Genomic DNA, 16,563 nt, shown 5'->3' with positions numbered 1-16,563 from the left:
ATACTGTGTCACGATAAGTCGCTAAAATGTATTGCATTTAGGCTTGGTCGAATGGAAGCTTGCACTTTCGACCTGCTCTGATTTGTGAGCGTAAATTATTAAAATGGGTATGTGAACCATGGTGACCCAAGCACTAACACTTAAAAAAATTAGACAACACATTCGTGAGATACGACAAAAAAGTCTCAGCTCTATGATCATTATTGAGTGGAGCTTTATTCAAAAAAGTATTCTCTTGCTTGCGATTATGGTCGTGCTATTTACGTCGTATGCGTTGTACGTTGCTTTTGTCATGCTTCATCCAACATTACATCATTTTATTAACGTCAATTCGACGATCTTGCTTTGGAAGGATGTGGTCATTCTGATGATTGCATTTACTGCAATGATTTTTGGCTATACATGGCGGACCAGTGCACGGGTCAATCGTTATTTTCCGATCTTCTGTATCATTTTTTTCGCAACTGCGATGTGTATATCAGGATATTGTTTGGGTGCATTGAGTCCTGCGACAGGGGTGTTTTTGATTGGAACACCTTTGATTGGACTGGTTTTATTTCCCCGAAAGATTGTCCTGATCATGGCCGTCCTGACGATGCTGACCATGGTAGTTTTAACCATTGCCAGTAATTTGAACTTGATTCCTTATGCACCCCTATTTGCCAATCAAGACGTGGTAGGGATGCAAGGTTTTACGGCGTTTTATTTATATAGTCAGCTTTATTTTACTCTGCCGCCATTGCTATTTATCTTATTCATTATGGATGTGATCTTAAAGCAATGGAGTCAACGCGAACGTGATGCGGCGATGCAAAGTAAACTGGATTCCCTCACCCATCTTTTAAGTCGGTATAGCATTGATCAGCACTTAGAGCGGTTGGTGACACTGAGTTCTGATGAAAAAGAAATATCAACGTTGTTAATTGCTATTGATCGAATTGAATATATTCAGAAAACATATGGTCGTACTTTTAGCAATGAGTTGAAGAAAAAGATCGCCAACCTTTTGCAGCTTAGTCTGCGTAATCAAGATTTAGCGGGCAGCTTCGATGATGATCATTTTATCGTGATTTTATCTGCTGCTCATCGTGACGTGGGTTTGGCTGTCGCAGAGCGAATCAGGGCTCGGATTGAGAACCTCATAATTGCAGATGGATTTGGACTTGAGATTCAGATCACGGCGAGTATCGGTGTTTCTACCTGCGTGCCTTTTGGCATGGTGGGAGCCGATTCAATTTTGATACAAGCTGAACAAGCGCTCGCTCAAGCCCAACAGAATAGTATGAATCTGGTCATACACTATGATCAGGTGCCCATCGCGGCCCTTAAAGAGTCGGATGTCGTGTTTACATCATGACCTTGCTCTATACCTCATCATCATCCTGATTGGCATCATAGCGAGTCGTGGTTTGACGTTCTGGAACCCGATATTCTTCATTGGCCCATGCGCCTAAATCAATCAATTTACAGCGCTCAGAGCAAAAGGGTCTGCTGGGATTGTCCGTCCAGTGCGACGGCTTGCCGCACTGAGGGCAAGGAAAACTGGGGATAGCAGGAGTAGACGGTGTAGTCATGGTTTTCCTTCATTGATTAGATTTTAAAACGAATATTGCTAAAGCGACTTCAGCAATATTCGATATCTGAAAAGTCTTTATGGGGTCATTAGAATTTGACGGCAAGGGTCTTAAAAGCCACAGGCGTATTATTGATATCAAACAGTTCAACCACTGCAAGATATTGCTGACCACGGGCGACATTATTATTGACCGCATTGGTGATGAGCGTCGTTGCAGGTGCAATGATCTGACGCACAACGGCATTGTTTGAACTATCCACTTGGCTTGGATCGACAATCAAGACCACTGCGCGAGTGGCGTTGTTTACAAAGGTCCAGTTAATCAGATCGCCTGTTTGCGTTAATGCAAAATTATTGGGAAAGGTAACGGAGTCTTTATAAACTTGCCAAGTGCCTTTATCGGCAACGGTATAACTTCCACAGTTATTGACGGTTTTACGATCATCACCACTTTTGTCGATGCGATTGTATTTGCCAGAATAATTATCGGTTGCCCGAGAGTAGCTACCTGAGAATGTTGCCGCAAATGTGGGATTCAACTGATCCCAATTCAAAGTGTCTAGCGAACCTACGGTTTTTCCGGTGAGGTAAGCTGTGGTTTTTTGTCCTGTGATTTGCAGGGCATTTGTCCGCTGGCAATCGTAGAACTGATAGGACATGCGACCATTAAACCCACCCTCACTATTGGGCAAGGACAGATACATTCCGCCCACGGTTGAGGGCGTATCTGCGGTATCTGCACTTTGTACATAATAGCCGTAGAAACGGCCTCCAGCACCATCGGTGAGGGCAGGCGGTGTAATCGCATCAACGATAGCATCACCCGTACCACCGCCGCAGCCAGAGAGTAGGATGGTAGCGGTCAGGCCGATAAGTAGCATTTTTTTGTTGTGTAACATGAAGGTTCCTTTTTTCGGTCTTGCGTGATATTCAATCTCAAGATTGAAATTCTAAAATTGGGCGTTATAGGCTTTGATGCTTCTTCATAATGGCTTGCCATTCAGCAGGACTGACTGGCATGAGCGAAAGTCGATTGCCACGGCGAACCAAAGCAAGGCTTTCAAGCTCTGGCATCAAGCGTAATTGTTCCAGTGGCAGTTGCTTCGACCAAATCTCACCAAACTTGACATCCACACCTGTCCAACGTGGATTATCCAGTGTAGATTTCGGATCATAGTATTTGTGGTGGGGATCAAATTGTGTTGGATCAGGATAGCCCGCACGACTAATCGTCATCTGTCCAACTATTCCCGGCACTTTGGTGTTTGAGTGGTAGAATAGTGCTTCATCACCCACAGCCATTTGTCGTAAAAAGTTACGTGCCTGATAGTTGCGTACCCCATCCCAAAGTGCCGTGCTGCGTGCTTTAAGATGTTCAATGCCAAATGTTTCTGGTTCAGATTTCATTAGCCAATAGGCCATAGGATGCTCCCGTTTTGAGTCCTTTTATTACTGTTGATTCTCACATTCCCTTAGCATTGTATATCCACATGCCATGGTGCGTAAAAAAATGCCCTTACTGTGATTTTAACTCACATGCTGTGCCGCAAGGTACATTTTCGGTAGATGGCACGTTATCTATCAGTTTAGAGCAGGAGTATCTTGCAGCGCTGCTCGCTGATGCCAAGCAACAAGTCGCATGGGCACAGAATCGACCTTTGGTGAGTGTGTTTATTGGGGGAGGGACGCCATCTCTCATTTCTGCAGCGGGCTATCAATGGCTTTTCGCTGAGCTACGCCAAATTTTTGAGTTTGCCGCTGATTGTGAAATCACGTTAGAAGCCAATCCAGGCACGCTAGAACATGCTCCCTTCTCGGAATATCTGATAGCGGGTATTAATAGGTTGTCGCTGGGTGTGCAGACGTTTAATGATGAACTATTGCATATGTTAGGGCGAGTTCATGGCTCAGACGAGGCAAGACTGGCAATTGAGCGTGCGTGTGCAGATGGTTTTGATCGATTGAATGTGGATTTGATGCATGGATTACCCAATCAAACGGTGGAAATGGCGCTGTTTGATCTGCAAAATGCGATGGACTGTGGGGCAACCCATATCTCTTGGTATCAATTGACGATTGAACCCAATACGGTTTTTTTTCGGACTCAGCCCGTACTGCCTGATGAAAACCGGTTAGCAGACATTCAGTCGGCAGGTGAGGCGTTATTGCGTGCGCATGGGTATGTGCAATATGAAGTCTCCGCTTGGGCGAAGGAGTTGCCCAGCCGTCATAACCTAAACTATTGGCAGTTTGGCGATTATTTGGCGATTGGAGCCGGTGCGCATGGCAAAATCACTGTGAAGGAGCAGGGCAGTCCTGCGCCTATGATTTATCGGTTTCAGAAGTCACGGTTGCCTAAAGATTATTTAGCGCAGGTTCCCGCGCCCCCACTGCAATTTGAGCCCGTCTTAGCGGAAGACTTGCCCTTTGAATTTATGATGAATGCTCTGCGATTAGTAGGTGGCGTGCCACAGTCTTATTTTGCAGAGCGGACAGGGTTATCACTTGATCGTATCGGGCCCACGGTTAGGGCTTTGCAACAAGAGCAACTGATGCAGCCAAATGCATCACAGCTGGTTTGTACGGCATTGGGCTTTAATTACCTCAATGTCGTGCTTGAACGTTTTAGCATGTCCGATGACTGAACACTGAGGAGAGGTTATGGCTGCTCTTCGGGTTGGACTTTTTCATCATCAATTATGATGCCCCGCGCTTGCCATTCTCGCCAGACTGCGAGTAAAACGGCCAGAATGACCGGTCCGATAAATAAGCCTACGAGACCAAAAGCCCCCAACCCTCCCAAGACACCGAACATGATCAGTAAGAAGGGCACCTGCGTGACGCCAGAGATGACCATAGGGCGAATGATATTATCCACCCAGCTCACCACCAACCCTCCCCAAAGTGCCAAGCCAATAGCCGGGATTGTATGACCTTGGGCAAGAAGCCATAAGCTGACACCACCCCAGGCAAACGGGGTCCCAAAAGGGATCAAGGCGAATAACAAGGTCATGACGGTGAGTAGGATTGGGCTAGGGGCACCTGCAAATGCATATCCAATGCCTGCAAGCAAGGCTTGAGCCAAGGCCGTTAAACCAATGCCGTAGACCACTGCTTGCGTAGTGAGGCCAATTTCAGACAGATAGCCATCTACACGTTGACCCATGATGTGATGCAGTGCCCGGCGGATTTGCTTGAGCACGGTATCACCATCACGATAGAGAAAGAATACAGTCATTAAGGCAAAGCCCAGTTTGGCTGCATTGCGAGATATCTCATTGATGATTACTTTGCCGTAGGTCAGATGGGCTTGAGTCCACTGACGAATCATTTGTACCGTTTCACTGGGGTCGTTATTGATTTTATCGACAATGATTTTAATCTCACCGCCAATCGCAGGTAGGCTCAGTACGGAATCTGGCACGATCAATCGACCTTCGGCAATCTGTCCTTGCAGACTTAGATAGAGATTACGGGCTTCTTGCTGTAGTAAGAAAGTTCCAATCAGTACTGGGATACCCACGACCAAGATCAGTGCAAAGGTCATGAGTAGGGCGCTTAAATTATTGCGTTCCCCCAGTCGGCTTCGCAGACGGCTATAGAGAGGCCAAGTGACATAAGCCAGAATGGCAGCCCAGAGTACCGGAGAAATAAAGAAGACGAGAACTTGATAGCTTAGTAACAGCAGCCCAGTGAGTAAAATGAGCAATAAGAAGCGCTGGGTCATTGATGTTACAGGCATAAAACTCTCAATCTCTTGTTTTTATCGTGGGTGAATGCATGAGCCTACGATAGTCAAAAAAGTGGCGCTGGTTTGTCAGAGTTATGTATGCATTCACGATTCATTTGCCAATAAAAAGCCGCCTAAATATAGGCGGCTTTAGATCAGATAAATAACTGGAGTGATTTAAGCAAGTTTTTGAGTGTTTTCTAAAACTTGCAAATGCTCCAACGGGTCTTTGCTGTCGTTGGCTACTGCCGGAAGGCGTTCTGGCTTAAGCGTAGGTTTTTCACCACTGTTGATGACCGCTTCAGTCACCTGAACCGTTCCGACATCTTTCATGGAGGGCAGATCGTACATGGTGTCTAAGAGTACATTTTCCAGAATCGACCGCAGGCCACGCGCACCAGTCTTACGTTCCAGTGCTTTCTTGGCAACCGCTTTCAGTGATGCTTCATCAAAAGATAAATCCACGTTTTCCATTTCAAACAGACGCTGATACTGTTTGGTTAATGCATTACGGGGTTCAGTCAGAATTTGAATCAGGGCTTGTTCATCCAGTTCTTCAAGCGTAGCAAGTACAGGTAAACGGCCAATGAACTCAGGGATCAGACCATATTTGATCAGATCTTCAGGCTCGACTTCACGGAACAATTGTCCCAAAGTCTTGGTACCATCTTTGCTCTTCACATCAGCACCAAAGCCAATACCGCCTTTTTCACTGCGCTGTTTAACCACTTTCTCTAGACCAGAGAACGCGCCGCCGCAAATGAAAAGGATGTTTGACGTATCAACTTGCACAAACTCTTGCTGAGGGTGTTTACGTCCACCTTGGGGTGGAATAGAGGCAACCGTACCTTCAATCATTTTGAGCAAAGCTTGCTGGACGCCTTCACCAGAAACATCACGGGTAATGGATGGATTATCGCTTTTGCGGCTGATCTTATCGATTTCGTCGATGTAGATAATACCCATTTGCGCTTTTTCGACATCGTATTCCGCCTTTTGCAGCAGCTTTTGTACGATGTTTTCAACATCTTCACCGACATAACCCGCTTCGGTCAGCGTTGTGGCATCGGCCATCGCAAACGGGACATCAAGCAAACGTGCTAAGGTTTGAGCAAGTAAAGTCTTCCCTGAACCCGTAGGACCCACTAGGAGAATATTGCTCTTTGATAGCTCAACCATGGCTTCACGTGCGCCTGTTTTGGCCGGCACGTTATGAGACGCTTTCAAACGTTTGTAGTGGTTATAAACGGCGACTGCGAGCGTTTTCTTCGCTTGCTCTTGGCCGATCACATATTGATCAAGGGCTGCACGAATCTCAGCAGGTTTAGGCAAAGGACGCTCTGCCCACGAGCCTGTTGCGGCAGGAGCAGGGGTCTGAACCAGATCAATACAGATATCCACGCATTCATTGCAGATATATGCGTTTTCGCCTGCAATCAGCTTTTTGACTTCATCCTGACGTTTTCCGCAGAATGAACAACTCTTGTCGCTATGACCAGAGTTTTTGGGAAGATCAGTCATGGGAGCTCCCAAGTTATAATGTAAAAATCAATGTGAATAATTATAGCAAAACCTTGCTTATAGGTGAGGTTATTCGGCAACACTTGGTCGTTTAGTCAAAACGGCGTCGATCAAACCATAATCACGTGCGGCTTCTGCACTTAAGAAGTTATCGCGATCCGTGTCTTTTTCAATGGTTTCCACCGATTGCCCCGTATGAAGTGCCAAGAGGTTATTCAGTTTTGAGCGAATATACAAAATTTCACGTGCATGTATCTCGATATCTGAGGCTTGGCCACGGAAACCACCTAACGGTTGATGAATCATCACACGAGAGTTATCCAGTGCAAAACGTTTACCTTTGGCGCCTGCGGTCAGCAGGAAGGAGCCCATTGAACAGGCTTGACCGATACAGATGGTCGAGACATCGGGTTTGATGAATTGCATGGTGTCGTAAATCGCCATGCCCGCAGTCACTGAGCCGCCTGGGGAGTTGATATACAGGTGAATATCTTTGTCTGGGTTCTCTGCTTCCAAGAAGAGTAATTGAGCAACAACCAGATTTGCCATATGGTCTTCAACTTCGCCGGTCAAGAAAATGACGCGTTCACGGAGCAGGCGAGAAAAAATATCAAAAGAGCGTTCGCCGCGAGCAGACTGTTCGACGACCATCGGCACTAGAGCATTGCGTTCAGGGGTGTATAAATCAATCACCGTATCTCTTCCTTTTAATATGAATGCTATTAGATATTAGGGGCTAATTCTTGAATATGGGGGATATTGCACTAAATTGCAAAGGGCAACTGTAAAATTTATTTGTAAAAAAAGGCGCTAATAGCGCCTTTTTTAATCAAATCGATCTTAAAACCAGATTTTAAGCACTTGTCTTAATTTCTGATTTTAATAGATGGAATTAACCTTGTTGCTGTTGGTTGCGTTTTAACAGCTCTTGGTAATCGACAGTCACTTCAGTGACTTTAGCACCCGCAAGAATGTGATCAACCACTTGGTCTTCAAGAACGACGGCTTCAACCTGAGCACGTTGTTGTTTGTCGTTAGTGTAGTATTCAATGACTTCAGTCGGGTCTTCATAGGATTCCGCGGTTTCAGCGATCATCGCTTTAACACGGTCTTGATCTACCTGCAGATTTGCATCAGCAATCACTTTGCTGATCAATACGCCTAGCTTCACTGAACGCTCTGCTTTGTCGCGGAACAATTCATCTGGCAGCATGTTTTCATCAAACTGCTGTGCACCACCGAATTGTTGAGCGAATTGCTGAAGCATCAATTTACGCTGACGGGTTGTTTCTTCAGCGATCATTGCTTTAGGCACTTCGATTTCATTGGCTGCAAGAACCGCATCAAAGGCTTGTTGTTTCAGTTGGTTGCGCAAGCTGCTTTTCACTTCGCGTTCCATGTTTTTACGCACGTCAGCTTTGAGCTTTTCAATACCACCTTCATTTGGCGCAAGGTCGATGCCGAATAATTGAAGGAATTGAGCATCAACTTCTGGAAGCTGAGCAGTTTCAACTTGTGATACGTTGATTTTGAACTGTGCCAGTTTACCAGCCAAGTTCTCTGCTTGGTAGTCAGCAGGGAAGGTGACATCGATTACTTTTTCTTCGCCTGCTTTCATGCCGACGATGCCAGCTTCAAAGCCAGGGATCATTTTGTTTGAGCCCAAGACCAGTTTAAAGTCTTTCGCTGCGCCGCCATCAAAGAGTTCGCCATCAATGCTACCTTCGAAATCAAAGGTCACTTGATCGCCATCAGCAGACGCACCATCTTTAACTGCAAAACTTTGACGTTGTTTACGCAAGTTGTCGACCATGGTGTCGACATCAGCATCATTAACCGTGCTGATTTGACGCTCAACGGTTAAACCATCAAAGCTGTTTACAGTCACTACTGGATAGACTTCAACGAGCGCCTTATAGGTTAAGCCTGCGTCATTGACATCTACTGATTCAATGTTAGGCATGCCTACTGCTTGGATTTTTTCTTGTTCAATGGCTTCAAATACCGTGTCACGAACGAGATCGTTAATCACATCTTGTTGAATGCCTTGACCATATTCAGCTTGGATACGGGATAGTGGCACTTTGCCTGGACGAAATCCGTTGATTTTTGCTGTTTTGGCAACGCGTTTCAGACGTGCGTCGTATTGAGATTTAACACGTTGTGCTGGAACGGTAACGTTCAGACGGCGCTCTAGCCCAGAGACCACTTCAGTCGTAATTTGCATGGTTTCCTCGATCCTAGAAAATGATAATTAGGGTTGTTTGTAAAAAATAGCTAAAATCAGTTAAGTTCTGCAGTACGGAAGCTTAAAAAGACGCTCTACAAGCTACGGGTCGCATTGCATGAAAAAATTAGTGGCGAAGTATAAGCGATATTGTCGGCGGATTCAAAAGGAATGAGATAGACGCAAGAAATTTGTTTGCATCACTCCTAATACCTCTATTGAATTCACTGAAGTATGCTTTGGCAATGCGTATGCTTACGGTGGTGTCGGCAAGGTTTCTGATTTTGCATCAGCGGCGTACTTAATTCGCTGGTCTGTTTTTCTAGGGCTGCGAGCTGATTCAATGCATTGGTATATACCGTTTCACCATACAGAGCACGGAGATTAGTTAACTCTAACTTGGCTTGAGTCGGCTGATTATTCAGTGCCAATGCTGCTGCATAGTGGTAAAGATTGGCGATTTGTGGGTAGCGATACGCCACGTTGCGAGTCCAATCTAATTGCTGAGCCGTCATCCGAGCCGTTGGATCGGAGTGCTTTAAGCGAAGACGGTCACGGAGCTGGGTCAGTAAAACTGCATGGCCTTCGCTTGAAAGTGATGTTCCTGCGGTTTGAGTTGACGCTCTCTCTTGGTAATTTTTATCTAGATTTGAATATTCTTGTCCAATCCATGCCATACAGCTGACACTCACAACCAGAAAACTTGCAAATGCAATGCGTGGCAATGTGAAGTCGGGTATAGCAATCCATTTAAAGCGAGGTAATGGCGGTACACCGATCTGTGTAAGCTGTCTATTGCTTAAACCCAGCAGAAAGCCTACAGGTAATAGAAAATAAGCATAACAGAGTGGGTATTCAAGCATCCCATGAATGAGCACAAAACCCACGGTCATGAGACCAAAGATGGTTTCTTGATTTCTTGCTGAATAGCCCAAACGGAAAATCCAGACACCGATTACAGCGATCATGAGCATCCCGACAACGGGTCCATTCCAAACGAGCAAGTCGAGTAAAATGTTATGGCTCGAATTGGTCATCTGTGCCACGGGAAACACATTTGACATGGCAAGTTGAGCCACACTGACCTGATTCCAGCCATAACCCCACCAAGGACCATCGATAACAGCCAGACTGAACTGTTGCCATAGGCCTAGGCGTTCAAAAGCTTGGGCATGACCGGCTAAATCGACTTCTCCTACTCCTAGGTAATCCGTAATGATCGGCAAGCTTAAGATCAGACCGACATATAAGGTGATCCAAACAATAAGGCTGAGCCAAGAGAGACGAGAAGTGAGAAAGCGGCTTTTCCAAGCCCACCAGACCAATACAAAAAATGCTCCCACCCATGGAGTGCGAGATTGAGTGAGTGTCACCCCGCAAATCAGAAATCCGGCTAACAAACTACTTGCGGTGCGGCCGATCAGATGTCGTTCGAATAAATACCAAACACTTGCCAATCCCATGCAAAGAAGGGTTGCTAAGTTGTTCGGTTGTCCAAAGTTGGCAAAAGGTCTATAGCCTGAATTAGGTGGGATATAAGCGGAAAAGCTATTAAAGCCACTATCAAATTGGAGCCATTGTCGAAATGCTAGCCATGTCGAGATCACCGACCCTATGATCAGTACACTGGCCAGACCCATATAGGCTTTGTTTCTTGTACTTTCATTGCCCGCAAAGTTATGTCCCAGCATGATTGCGGTTGCAAGACCAAGCAGATAAGACGAGACAATAACAGCATCACCTAAAAAGAAGATGACTCCAAATGCCCATTGGATGATTGGAATGAGCGCGCATATCGCGATAAAGATGCTGATTCGAGGTAAGGTAATTTTTGCATTAAACAATAATGGACACAGCAGCAATGCTGCAATAAAAGCAAGAAATTCACTATCACTGGTTAACCAAGGGTTATAGTGATGGGGAATAAGCCAAGATATTAAGAGAGATAAGCCAGCCAGTGTGGAGATTATGGTTTTGGTCACTTGCAACCTTAGTGTCAGGGTTTTGATTGAATGCCGTAATTATAGACATTTTTTTTTAATTGAGTAAAAAATGTAGAGCATAGTGATTTTTTGCTTAGTAGCTATCTATCGATTCTTATTAAGAATCGATAGATAAAATTATTTCCAAGGCTTTAGATTTACGATAGAAATTACACGCCCATCCTTTTTATTGATTAGTACTACCATATCTTGAATATTTCCTTTGAGAGGTAGCCATGCATTTGCTTTAGGCCATGCAAGCAAGATTTGTTGAACTGCTTCTTTATTGTTGAATTCGTTTAATTTTATAAGTTGATTAGATTTATTGCGAATAATATCTAAACTCTCACTGAGAGGTAGGTATAAATCAGGGCGCTGGGGGATGTCATAGCCACCTTTGACTGATTCAATAAAGATTTGTTCGCGCTCTTTTTTGTCTGTAGGGAATTTTGCTGAAGCCCATGCTGGCCCACGCCAAGAGACCTGCTGATAATTTTTTTTCGCTTTAGATACTTTGCGTAGGTCGATATCGTTTGCTTGGACGAGATCGAATCTATCAACATTAAACACAATCCATGCTGGACGAGCAATTGCGACAGTGTGTAAGCCGTAACTAAAAACACAAAGTTGAACGATAATGATCACAGTTAGGTCAAACCTAAGACTTTTTTTACCAACTTTATATACCAGTAAAGTGAGTACTGGGCCGATGCTTACATCTGCAGCCAGCATAATGAGAAAAATGTGGGAAACACCTGTAGCAATATGCAAAGGTGAAGGGTACCAGATGTAAAAGACTAAAATAAGTGTTAGGAATGCTAGGAGAGACGAACTAATCAGGTGGATTAAAAATGCTTTAATACGCTTGGACATCAGTATTTACTCATATGGAATTGAAGAAAGCAGCTCTAGAGCTGCTTTCTTTCTTATAAGTTGTTCTAGCTAAAGTATTAGATTAACGGCAAGATGAAGGAGCGTATTTAGTTAATAGCGTACCTTTCACAGCACCCGCCATTCCAGCTTTAGTCGATGCATCATCGGTTAGAGAGTTACAAGCCCAATCTAATGCTCCTGTTGTACCAGCAGCTTGTGCTGCAGCAAGAGTAATAGCTGTACTAGCCGTCCCTGTTGCACCAGCCGCAGATCTAACAAATGGAGAGATGATTAGAGTATTAGAACCACCTGCAATGCCGACAGCTTTAGCATTATAAGTAATAGAGATAACACCAGTAACATCAGTTAACAGGACACTTTCAACGAACTTACTATTAGCACCAGTAGCGCCAGCTTGAGCATTCCATGTTTTAACTACATTTGTTAAGTCATCAGCTGAAGTTGCATCGGTAGCGATCATTTGTTTTGCACTATCAGCCAAATTTAGACCTTCAGTGACACGAGTACGAACGGTATAGTCAGAATAAGCAGGAATAGCAATCGCGGCCAAAATACCGATGATCGCAACAACGATCATCAATTCAATCAATGTAAAACCCTTTTGTACAGTATTCATTTTAACTCTCCTAGAGGAATAAGTAATCAGTACGTACTGATTCTGTTAGAGATTATGCAGAAGGCGTGCCAGTTTTGGGTTATTATATTTAATTGATATAAATTAGTGAGATATGTAAATTTAGTAATAAACAGCATGTTGATGATCAATGTGGATCTATGACAATTTGTGTCAGATAGTGAATTATTGTGTTAGCTGGTGTAATCGTTATGCATTACAGCAGCTAAAGGACGGATTTTAATCAGAAAGGAGCGCTACTTGATGGACATAATTTTCGAGTGCACGAAGTACGTCTGCTTGCTCTTCTTCCGAAGCTTGTTCGACCTTGGCTTTCTGCACACGCATGACGTGCTGACGTAAAGTATGGCGCTCGGCGGCAGGGAACTGGCGTACGAAGTCATTCAATGAACCGTCACCTTGTGCAATAAGACGATCAACCCATCTTGTGATTTGTGCTTGTTTTTTTGCTGGTTGCTTGGCATTAAATGTGGCTAAAACTGCCCCCTCATCTTCGCGCTTGAGTAATTTCCCGATCAGTTGTGATTGACGACGACGTGCTTCAAAACTAGGAATGCGTGCCATCTCTAGTAAATTATCGATCAATACTTCATTGACGGGTAATGCTTTAATACGCTCTGGCGGTAGCGCGGCAAGCTTTTCTCCTAAGAGTTGTAAGCGAGCCATCGCTTTTTTCTGTTCGGTTCGACTTGGGCGATCTTCAAGATCTTCAAAGTCAGGGATATCAGTATGTGGTTTTTTACGCATGATGGATTTTTAAATCAACTCTAAAAAATGAATGAATATTAGAAGAATAAAGAGTTAACAGATGGGGTACTCAAGAAGATACGTGGAGTATCCTCTTGAATCTGTGAAATCGGTTACGAATGCTTTATTCCGCTTCGTGAAATCTAAGAGCGAATAATTCTCGTATGGCATCGTGGGCTTTGTCTTGATCGGAGCCTTGGATGACGAGCCTTAACGTTGAGCCTTTACCCGCACCCAGCATCAATAAAGCCATAATGTTTTTTGCATCAACTAAAGCATCGTCTCGACCAATACGAATATCACAGCGATGGCGAGAGGTCACTTCAATAAGCTTGCCACAAGCACGTGCATGTAAGCCTAATTTATTGATCACGTCGAGCGTGGTATCAATCGGATCGTTTTGTGCTGTACTCATGACCAATACTTTAATTCACGGTGAAGGGTTTGGGTGGGCCATTGCGCTTTGAGTGCATCAGCAAGTCGGTTAACCAAATAAACGGAGCGGTGCTGCCCACCCGTACAACCAATAGCCACCGTCAAGTAATGCCGGTGACTTGCTGCGAAAACTGGTAGCCATTTTAGCAGAAAAGCAAGGATGTCATTATACATTTCCGTCACATCTGCATTACCGTTCAGGAATTCTTGGACTTCCAGATCCATCCCAGTCAGAGCACGAAGTTCAGGTTGCCAGTGTGGGTTGGGAAGATGACGTACATCAAAGACAAAATCCGCATCGAGCGGCACACCACGTTTATAGCCAAAAGATTGTAAAATCAAAATCATACGTTCATTTTGGCCCATCTTAACGGACAGCGTATGTTGCAGCTCATGCACATTCAGATTGCTGGTATCCAGCGTTAGTGTTGCATGACGTGCAATTCCTGATAGTAAGGAGTCTTCGGCTTGTAAGGCTTCTGCTATGGTATTGTATCGATCAGTCAAAGGATGCCGTCTGCGAGTTGCACCATAGCGGGCCAATAACACATCATCACGTGCGTTCAGGAAGATCACTTCGATCTCACCATGCTGGCGCAGTTGTTCGAGGATGTCTTCGAATTGCATGAGATCTGATTGAGGCGTTCTGACATCAACCCCTAGGGCCAGCATTTCGATATTTTTTTGAGCGTTTAGTTTTGCCACAATCTCAGGCAACAAAGAAACTGGCAAATTATCAATACAATAATAGCCAAGGTCTTCAAGCATGTGCAGTGTCGAGCTTTTCCCTGCTCCAGAACGACCTGATACGATAAGAAGTTTTTTCAAAATAAGATCTTCACAATATAGTTTTCCAGTTCATTATTATTCGCAATAATGATGACAAAAGTGCTTTTCAGCTAAGTTTTCTGTTAAGAGTGCCATCATAATCGTTTTACACGTGATGAATATAATTGATTTTATCATTATGAACGGTCTTTTATCGAAAAAAAAACCCCCACGATGTGAGGGTTTATTTCGAAATGTAAATGAATCCAACTTTTTATAGAAAATAAGAGGTTACTTTTATGCGCTAGGTAGAGTGACTGTCAAATTGTCGATTAAACGCGTTTTTCCAAGTTTTGCTGCGACCAAAATGACCCATTTGCCCTGATCAACTTGCGCAGGGGTGAGATCTGGATTGCGAATCTCAACGTAATCAACGGCGAATTGCTGATTTTCAAGCACCTTACGGCCTTCTGCAGCGAATCCATCAAAATCAATTTTGCCACTTTCAGACGCTTCTAAGATATGCGCTTGAATAGTTTGCAGAGTTGTATAAATAGCTGGTGCGAGAATCAGTTCTTCTTCAGATAAGTAGCCATTACGTGAGCTGAGTGCCAAACCATTTTCTGCACGTACAGTTGGCACACCGATGACATCAACATCAAAGCAGAGATCATTAGCCAGATGGCGGATGATCGCGAGTTGTTGATAATCCTTTTCTCCAAAGAGGGCGACAGTCGGTTGAACGATATTAAACAGTTTGGTGACAACGGTTGCTACACCTGTGAAATGTCCAGGGCGAGTTTGACCGCAAAGATCATCCGCAAGTGAATTTACTTGAACGGTTGTTTTTTGAGGCTGTTCGCCATAAATTTGTTCGGTACTTGGTGCAAATAAAATATCGCAGTTTGCTTCAGCCAGCAGATTACTGTCTGCTTCAAAGGTCCGTGGATAGTTGGCAAAATCTTCGTTTGGGCCAAATTGTGTGGGGTTTACAAAGATACTGACCACGACCACATCGCAGAGTTGACTGGCTTCTTGTACCAGTTTGAGATGACCTTCATGAAGGTTGCCCATTGTTGCGACAAAACCAATACTTTTACGACTGGCACGCACAGGGCTGAGTGCGGCATGTAGCCCTTGGATAGTGGTTTCGGTTCTCATGCTTAGCTTACTCTACGAATTAAATCTTAAATAATGACTTCAAAATACAGCAAACGGATGTGTTACAGCGTTATATGAAAGGCGTGCTTTGTCTCAGGATACGCCCGGTTTTGTACGGAATGATGAAAATCACGAAAAGCTTCGACAATATTGCCTTTGCCTTGTAAAAAATCATGAACAAATCGGGCCGGTTTTTCAAAATTAAGCCCCAGCATATCGTGCATGACCAACACTTGACCATCGCAATCGACACCTGCACCAATTCCAATGACAGGCACATTAAATCGCGCCTGAACTTCTTTTGCAAGTTGCGCAGGCACGACTTCGAGCAATAGTAATGCAGCGCCTGCATCGACAACGGCTTGGCAATCGGCCAAGAGTTGGTCTGCCGCATCACGGTCACGTCCTTGGAGCTTATAGCCTCCAAAAACGTTGACAGATTGAGGCGTTAACCCCAGATGAACGCAAGTGGGAATACCATTTTGTTTGAGTACGCGGATGGTTTCTGCCAGCCAAGCACCCCCTTCGAGCTTTACCGCATGTGCGCCGGCTTGCATCATCGTGGTTGCGGCACGGATTGCATCGGGCAGTGTAGCGTAGGACATAAATGGTAAGTCGGCCATGATAAACGCATGATGATTCGCGCGCGCAACTGCACGGGTATGGTAGGCAATATCTTCGACAGTAACGGGAAGTGTTGAGTCGTGTCCTTGAATGACCATACCCAGCGAGTCGCCAATTAAAATAGAGTCGATTTCTGCGATTTCCATAGCCTTGGCAAAACTGGCATCGTAGCAAGTCAGACATGAAAACGGTTTACTTTCAGCTTTATATTGGGCTAATTGACTGAGACGAATCATTTAAGTGACTTCCTTTTTTGCATCACAT

At 44.5% G+C, this 16,563-nt stretch carries 17 protein-coding genes; 2 read left to right on the top strand and 15 right to left on the bottom strand.

Annotation, left to right across the window (positions count from 1 at the left end; genetic code table 11):
• Positions 1 to 193 precede the first annotated feature (193 nt).
• Positions 194 to 1,357 carry a GGDEF domain-containing protein gene (locus ACLHG7_RS02395; RefSeq protein WP_410209479.1) on the top strand — a complete coding sequence of 388 codons (1,164 nt, stop codon included), beginning with the start codon at positions 194 to 196 and terminating at the stop codon, positions 1,355 to 1,357.
• A gap of 7 nt (positions 1,358 to 1,364) precedes the next feature.
• Here ACLHG7_RS02395 and ACLHG7_RS02390 read toward each other — a convergent pair whose 3' ends face one another.
• From ACLHG7_RS02390 to ACLHG7_RS02380, 3 genes are all read right to left on the bottom strand, one after another.
• Positions 1,365 to 1,574: a DNA gyrase inhibitor YacG gene (locus tag ACLHG7_RS02390; RefSeq protein ID WP_410209478.1), complete on the bottom strand. Its 210-nt coding sequence runs from the start codon at positions 1,572 to 1,574 to the stop codon at positions 1,365 to 1,367.
• A gap of 88 nt (positions 1,575 to 1,662) precedes the next feature.
• Positions 1,663 to 2,475 (bottom strand): hypothetical protein, encoded by an 813-nt coding sequence (locus tag ACLHG7_RS02385; protein ID WP_410209477.1) that lies wholly within the window; start codon positions 2,473 to 2,475, stop codon positions 1,663 to 1,665.
• Between the two features lie 64 nt (positions 2,476 to 2,539).
• On the bottom strand, positions 2,540 to 2,998 hold the full coding sequence (locus ACLHG7_RS02380) for an EVE domain-containing protein (protein WP_410209476.1): 459 nt from the start codon (positions 2,996 to 2,998) through the stop codon (positions 2,540 to 2,542).
• A gap of 26 nt (positions 2,999 to 3,024) precedes the next feature.
• On the opposite strand from ACLHG7_RS02380, the gene hemW reads away from it, so the two are divergent.
• A complete protein-coding gene (hemW, locus tag ACLHG7_RS02375) occupies positions 3,025 to 4,221 on the top strand; it encodes a radical SAM family heme chaperone HemW (protein WP_410209679.1) in 1,197 nt (398 codons plus the stop codon).
• A 14-nt stretch (positions 4,222 to 4,235) separates the two neighbouring features.
• Here the strand turns inward: hemW and ACLHG7_RS02370 are convergent, their stop codons facing one another.
• The 12 genes from ACLHG7_RS02370 to panB form a co-directional block, all read right to left on the bottom strand.
• Positions 4,236 to 5,318, bottom strand: coding sequence for an AI-2E family transporter (locus tag ACLHG7_RS02370; protein ID WP_410209475.1), 1,083 nt, complete (start codon positions 5,316 to 5,318; stop codon positions 4,236 to 4,238).
• Positions 5,319 to 5,483: 165 nt separating this feature from the next.
• A complete protein-coding gene (gene clpX / locus ACLHG7_RS02365; RefSeq protein WP_114899628.1) occupies positions 5,484 to 6,827 on the bottom strand; it encodes an ATP-dependent protease ATP-binding subunit ClpX in 1,344 nt (447 codons plus the stop codon).
• Between the two features lie 69 nt (positions 6,828 to 6,896).
• On the bottom strand, positions 6,897 to 7,517 hold the full coding sequence (gene clpP, locus ACLHG7_RS02360) for an ATP-dependent Clp endopeptidase proteolytic subunit ClpP (protein WP_410209678.1): 621 nt from the start codon (positions 7,515 to 7,517) through the stop codon (positions 6,897 to 6,899).
• A 202-nt stretch (positions 7,518 to 7,719) separates the two neighbouring features.
• A complete protein-coding gene (gene tig / locus ACLHG7_RS02355; protein WP_410209474.1) occupies positions 7,720 to 9,054 on the bottom strand; it encodes a trigger factor in 1,335 nt (444 codons plus the stop codon).
• 224 nt (positions 9,055 to 9,278) lie between these two features.
• Positions 9,279 to 11,036, bottom strand: coding sequence for a Wzy polymerase domain-containing protein (locus tag ACLHG7_RS02350; RefSeq protein ID WP_410209473.1), 1,758 nt, complete (start codon positions 11,034 to 11,036; stop codon positions 9,279 to 9,281).
• Between the two features lie 138 nt (positions 11,037 to 11,174).
• Positions 11,175 to 11,909: a TfpX/TfpZ family type IV pilin accessory protein gene (gene tfpZ / locus ACLHG7_RS02345; RefSeq protein WP_410209472.1), complete on the bottom strand. Its 735-nt coding sequence runs from the start codon at positions 11,907 to 11,909 to the stop codon at positions 11,175 to 11,177.
• A gap of 82 nt (positions 11,910 to 11,991) precedes the next feature.
• Positions 11,992 to 12,546: a prepilin-type N-terminal cleavage/methylation domain-containing protein gene (locus tag ACLHG7_RS02340; protein ID WP_410209471.1), complete on the bottom strand. Its 555-nt coding sequence runs from the start codon at positions 12,544 to 12,546 to the stop codon at positions 11,992 to 11,994.
• Positions 12,547 to 12,783: 237 nt separating this feature from the next.
• Positions 12,784 to 13,311, bottom strand: a complete 528-nt coding sequence (gene yjgA, locus ACLHG7_RS02335) for a ribosome biogenesis factor YjgA (protein ID WP_410209470.1) — start codon at positions 13,309 to 13,311, stop codon at positions 12,784 to 12,786.
• A gap of 124 nt (positions 13,312 to 13,435) precedes the next feature.
• On the bottom strand, positions 13,436 to 13,726 hold the full coding sequence (locus tag ACLHG7_RS02330; protein ID WP_410209469.1) for an HPr family phosphocarrier protein: 291 nt from the start codon (positions 13,724 to 13,726) through the stop codon (positions 13,436 to 13,438).
• A complete protein-coding gene (gene rapZ / locus ACLHG7_RS02325) occupies positions 13,723 to 14,574 on the bottom strand; it encodes an RNase adapter RapZ (protein ID WP_114899621.1) in 852 nt (283 codons plus the stop codon). The genes ACLHG7_RS02330 and rapZ overlap by 4 nt, the downstream gene beginning before the upstream one ends.
• A 237-nt stretch (positions 14,575 to 14,811) precedes the next feature.
• A complete protein-coding gene (gene panC, locus ACLHG7_RS02320; protein ID WP_410209468.1) occupies positions 14,812 to 15,675 on the bottom strand; it encodes a pantoate--beta-alanine ligase in 864 nt (287 codons plus the stop codon).
• A gap of 62 nt (positions 15,676 to 15,737) precedes the next feature.
• Positions 15,738 to 16,535 carry a 3-methyl-2-oxobutanoate hydroxymethyltransferase gene (gene panB, locus ACLHG7_RS02315; protein ID WP_410209467.1) on the bottom strand — a complete coding sequence of 266 codons (798 nt, stop codon included), beginning with the start codon at positions 16,533 to 16,535 and terminating at the stop codon, positions 15,738 to 15,740.
• Positions 16,536 to 16,563 lie beyond the last annotated feature (28 nt).

The organism is Aquirhabdus sp. (assembly GCF_046462495.1).
Lineage (GTDB): Bacteria > Pseudomonadota > Gammaproteobacteria > Pseudomonadales > Moraxellaceae > Aquirhabdus.
This window is presented reverse-complemented; position numbering and strand designations above follow the sequence as displayed.

Coding starts and splice junctions, on each gene's coding strand:
- ACLHG7_RS02380 (WP_410209476.1), bottom strand. CDS start 2,998: ATGGCCTATTGGCTAATGAAATCTGAACCAGAAACATTTGGCATTGAA.
- clpX (WP_114899628.1), bottom strand. CDS start 6,827: ATGACTGATCTTCCCAAAAACTCTGGTCATAGCGACAAGAGTTGTTCA.
- panB (WP_410209467.1), bottom strand. CDS start 16,535: ATGATTCGTCTCAGTCAATTAGCCCAATATAAAGCTGAAAGTAAACCG.
- ACLHG7_RS02340 (WP_410209471.1), bottom strand. CDS start 12,546: ATGAATACTGTACAAAAGGGTTTTACATTGATTGAATTGATGATCGTT.
- yjgA (WP_410209470.1), bottom strand. CDS start 13,311: ATGCGTAAAAAACCACATACTGATATCCCTGACTTTGAAGATCTTGAA.
- tig (WP_410209474.1), bottom strand. CDS start 9,054: ATGCAAATTACGACTGAAGTGGTCTCTGGGCTAGAGCGCCGTCTGAAC.
- ACLHG7_RS02385 (WP_410209477.1), bottom strand. CDS start 2,475: ATGTTACACAACAAAAAAATGCTACTTATCGGCCTGACCGCTACCATC.
- ACLHG7_RS02395 (WP_410209479.1), top strand. CDS start 194: ATGATCATTATTGAGTGGAGCTTTATTCAAAAAAGTATTCTCTTGCTT.
- ACLHG7_RS02390 (WP_410209478.1), bottom strand. CDS start 1,574: ATGACTACACCGTCTACTCCTGCTATCCCCAGTTTTCCTTGCCCTCAG.
- panC (WP_410209468.1), bottom strand. CDS start 15,675: ATGAGAACCGAAACCACTATCCAAGGGCTACATGCCGCACTCAGCCCT.
- tfpZ (WP_410209472.1), bottom strand. CDS start 11,909: ATGTCCAAGCGTATTAAAGCATTTTTAATCCACCTGATTAGTTCGTCT.
- ACLHG7_RS02330 (WP_410209469.1), bottom strand. CDS start 13,726: ATGAGTACAGCACAAAACGATCCGATTGATACCACGCTCGACGTGATC.
- ACLHG7_RS02370 (WP_410209475.1), bottom strand. CDS start 5,318: ATGCCTGTAACATCAATGACCCAGCGCTTCTTATTGCTCATTTTACTC.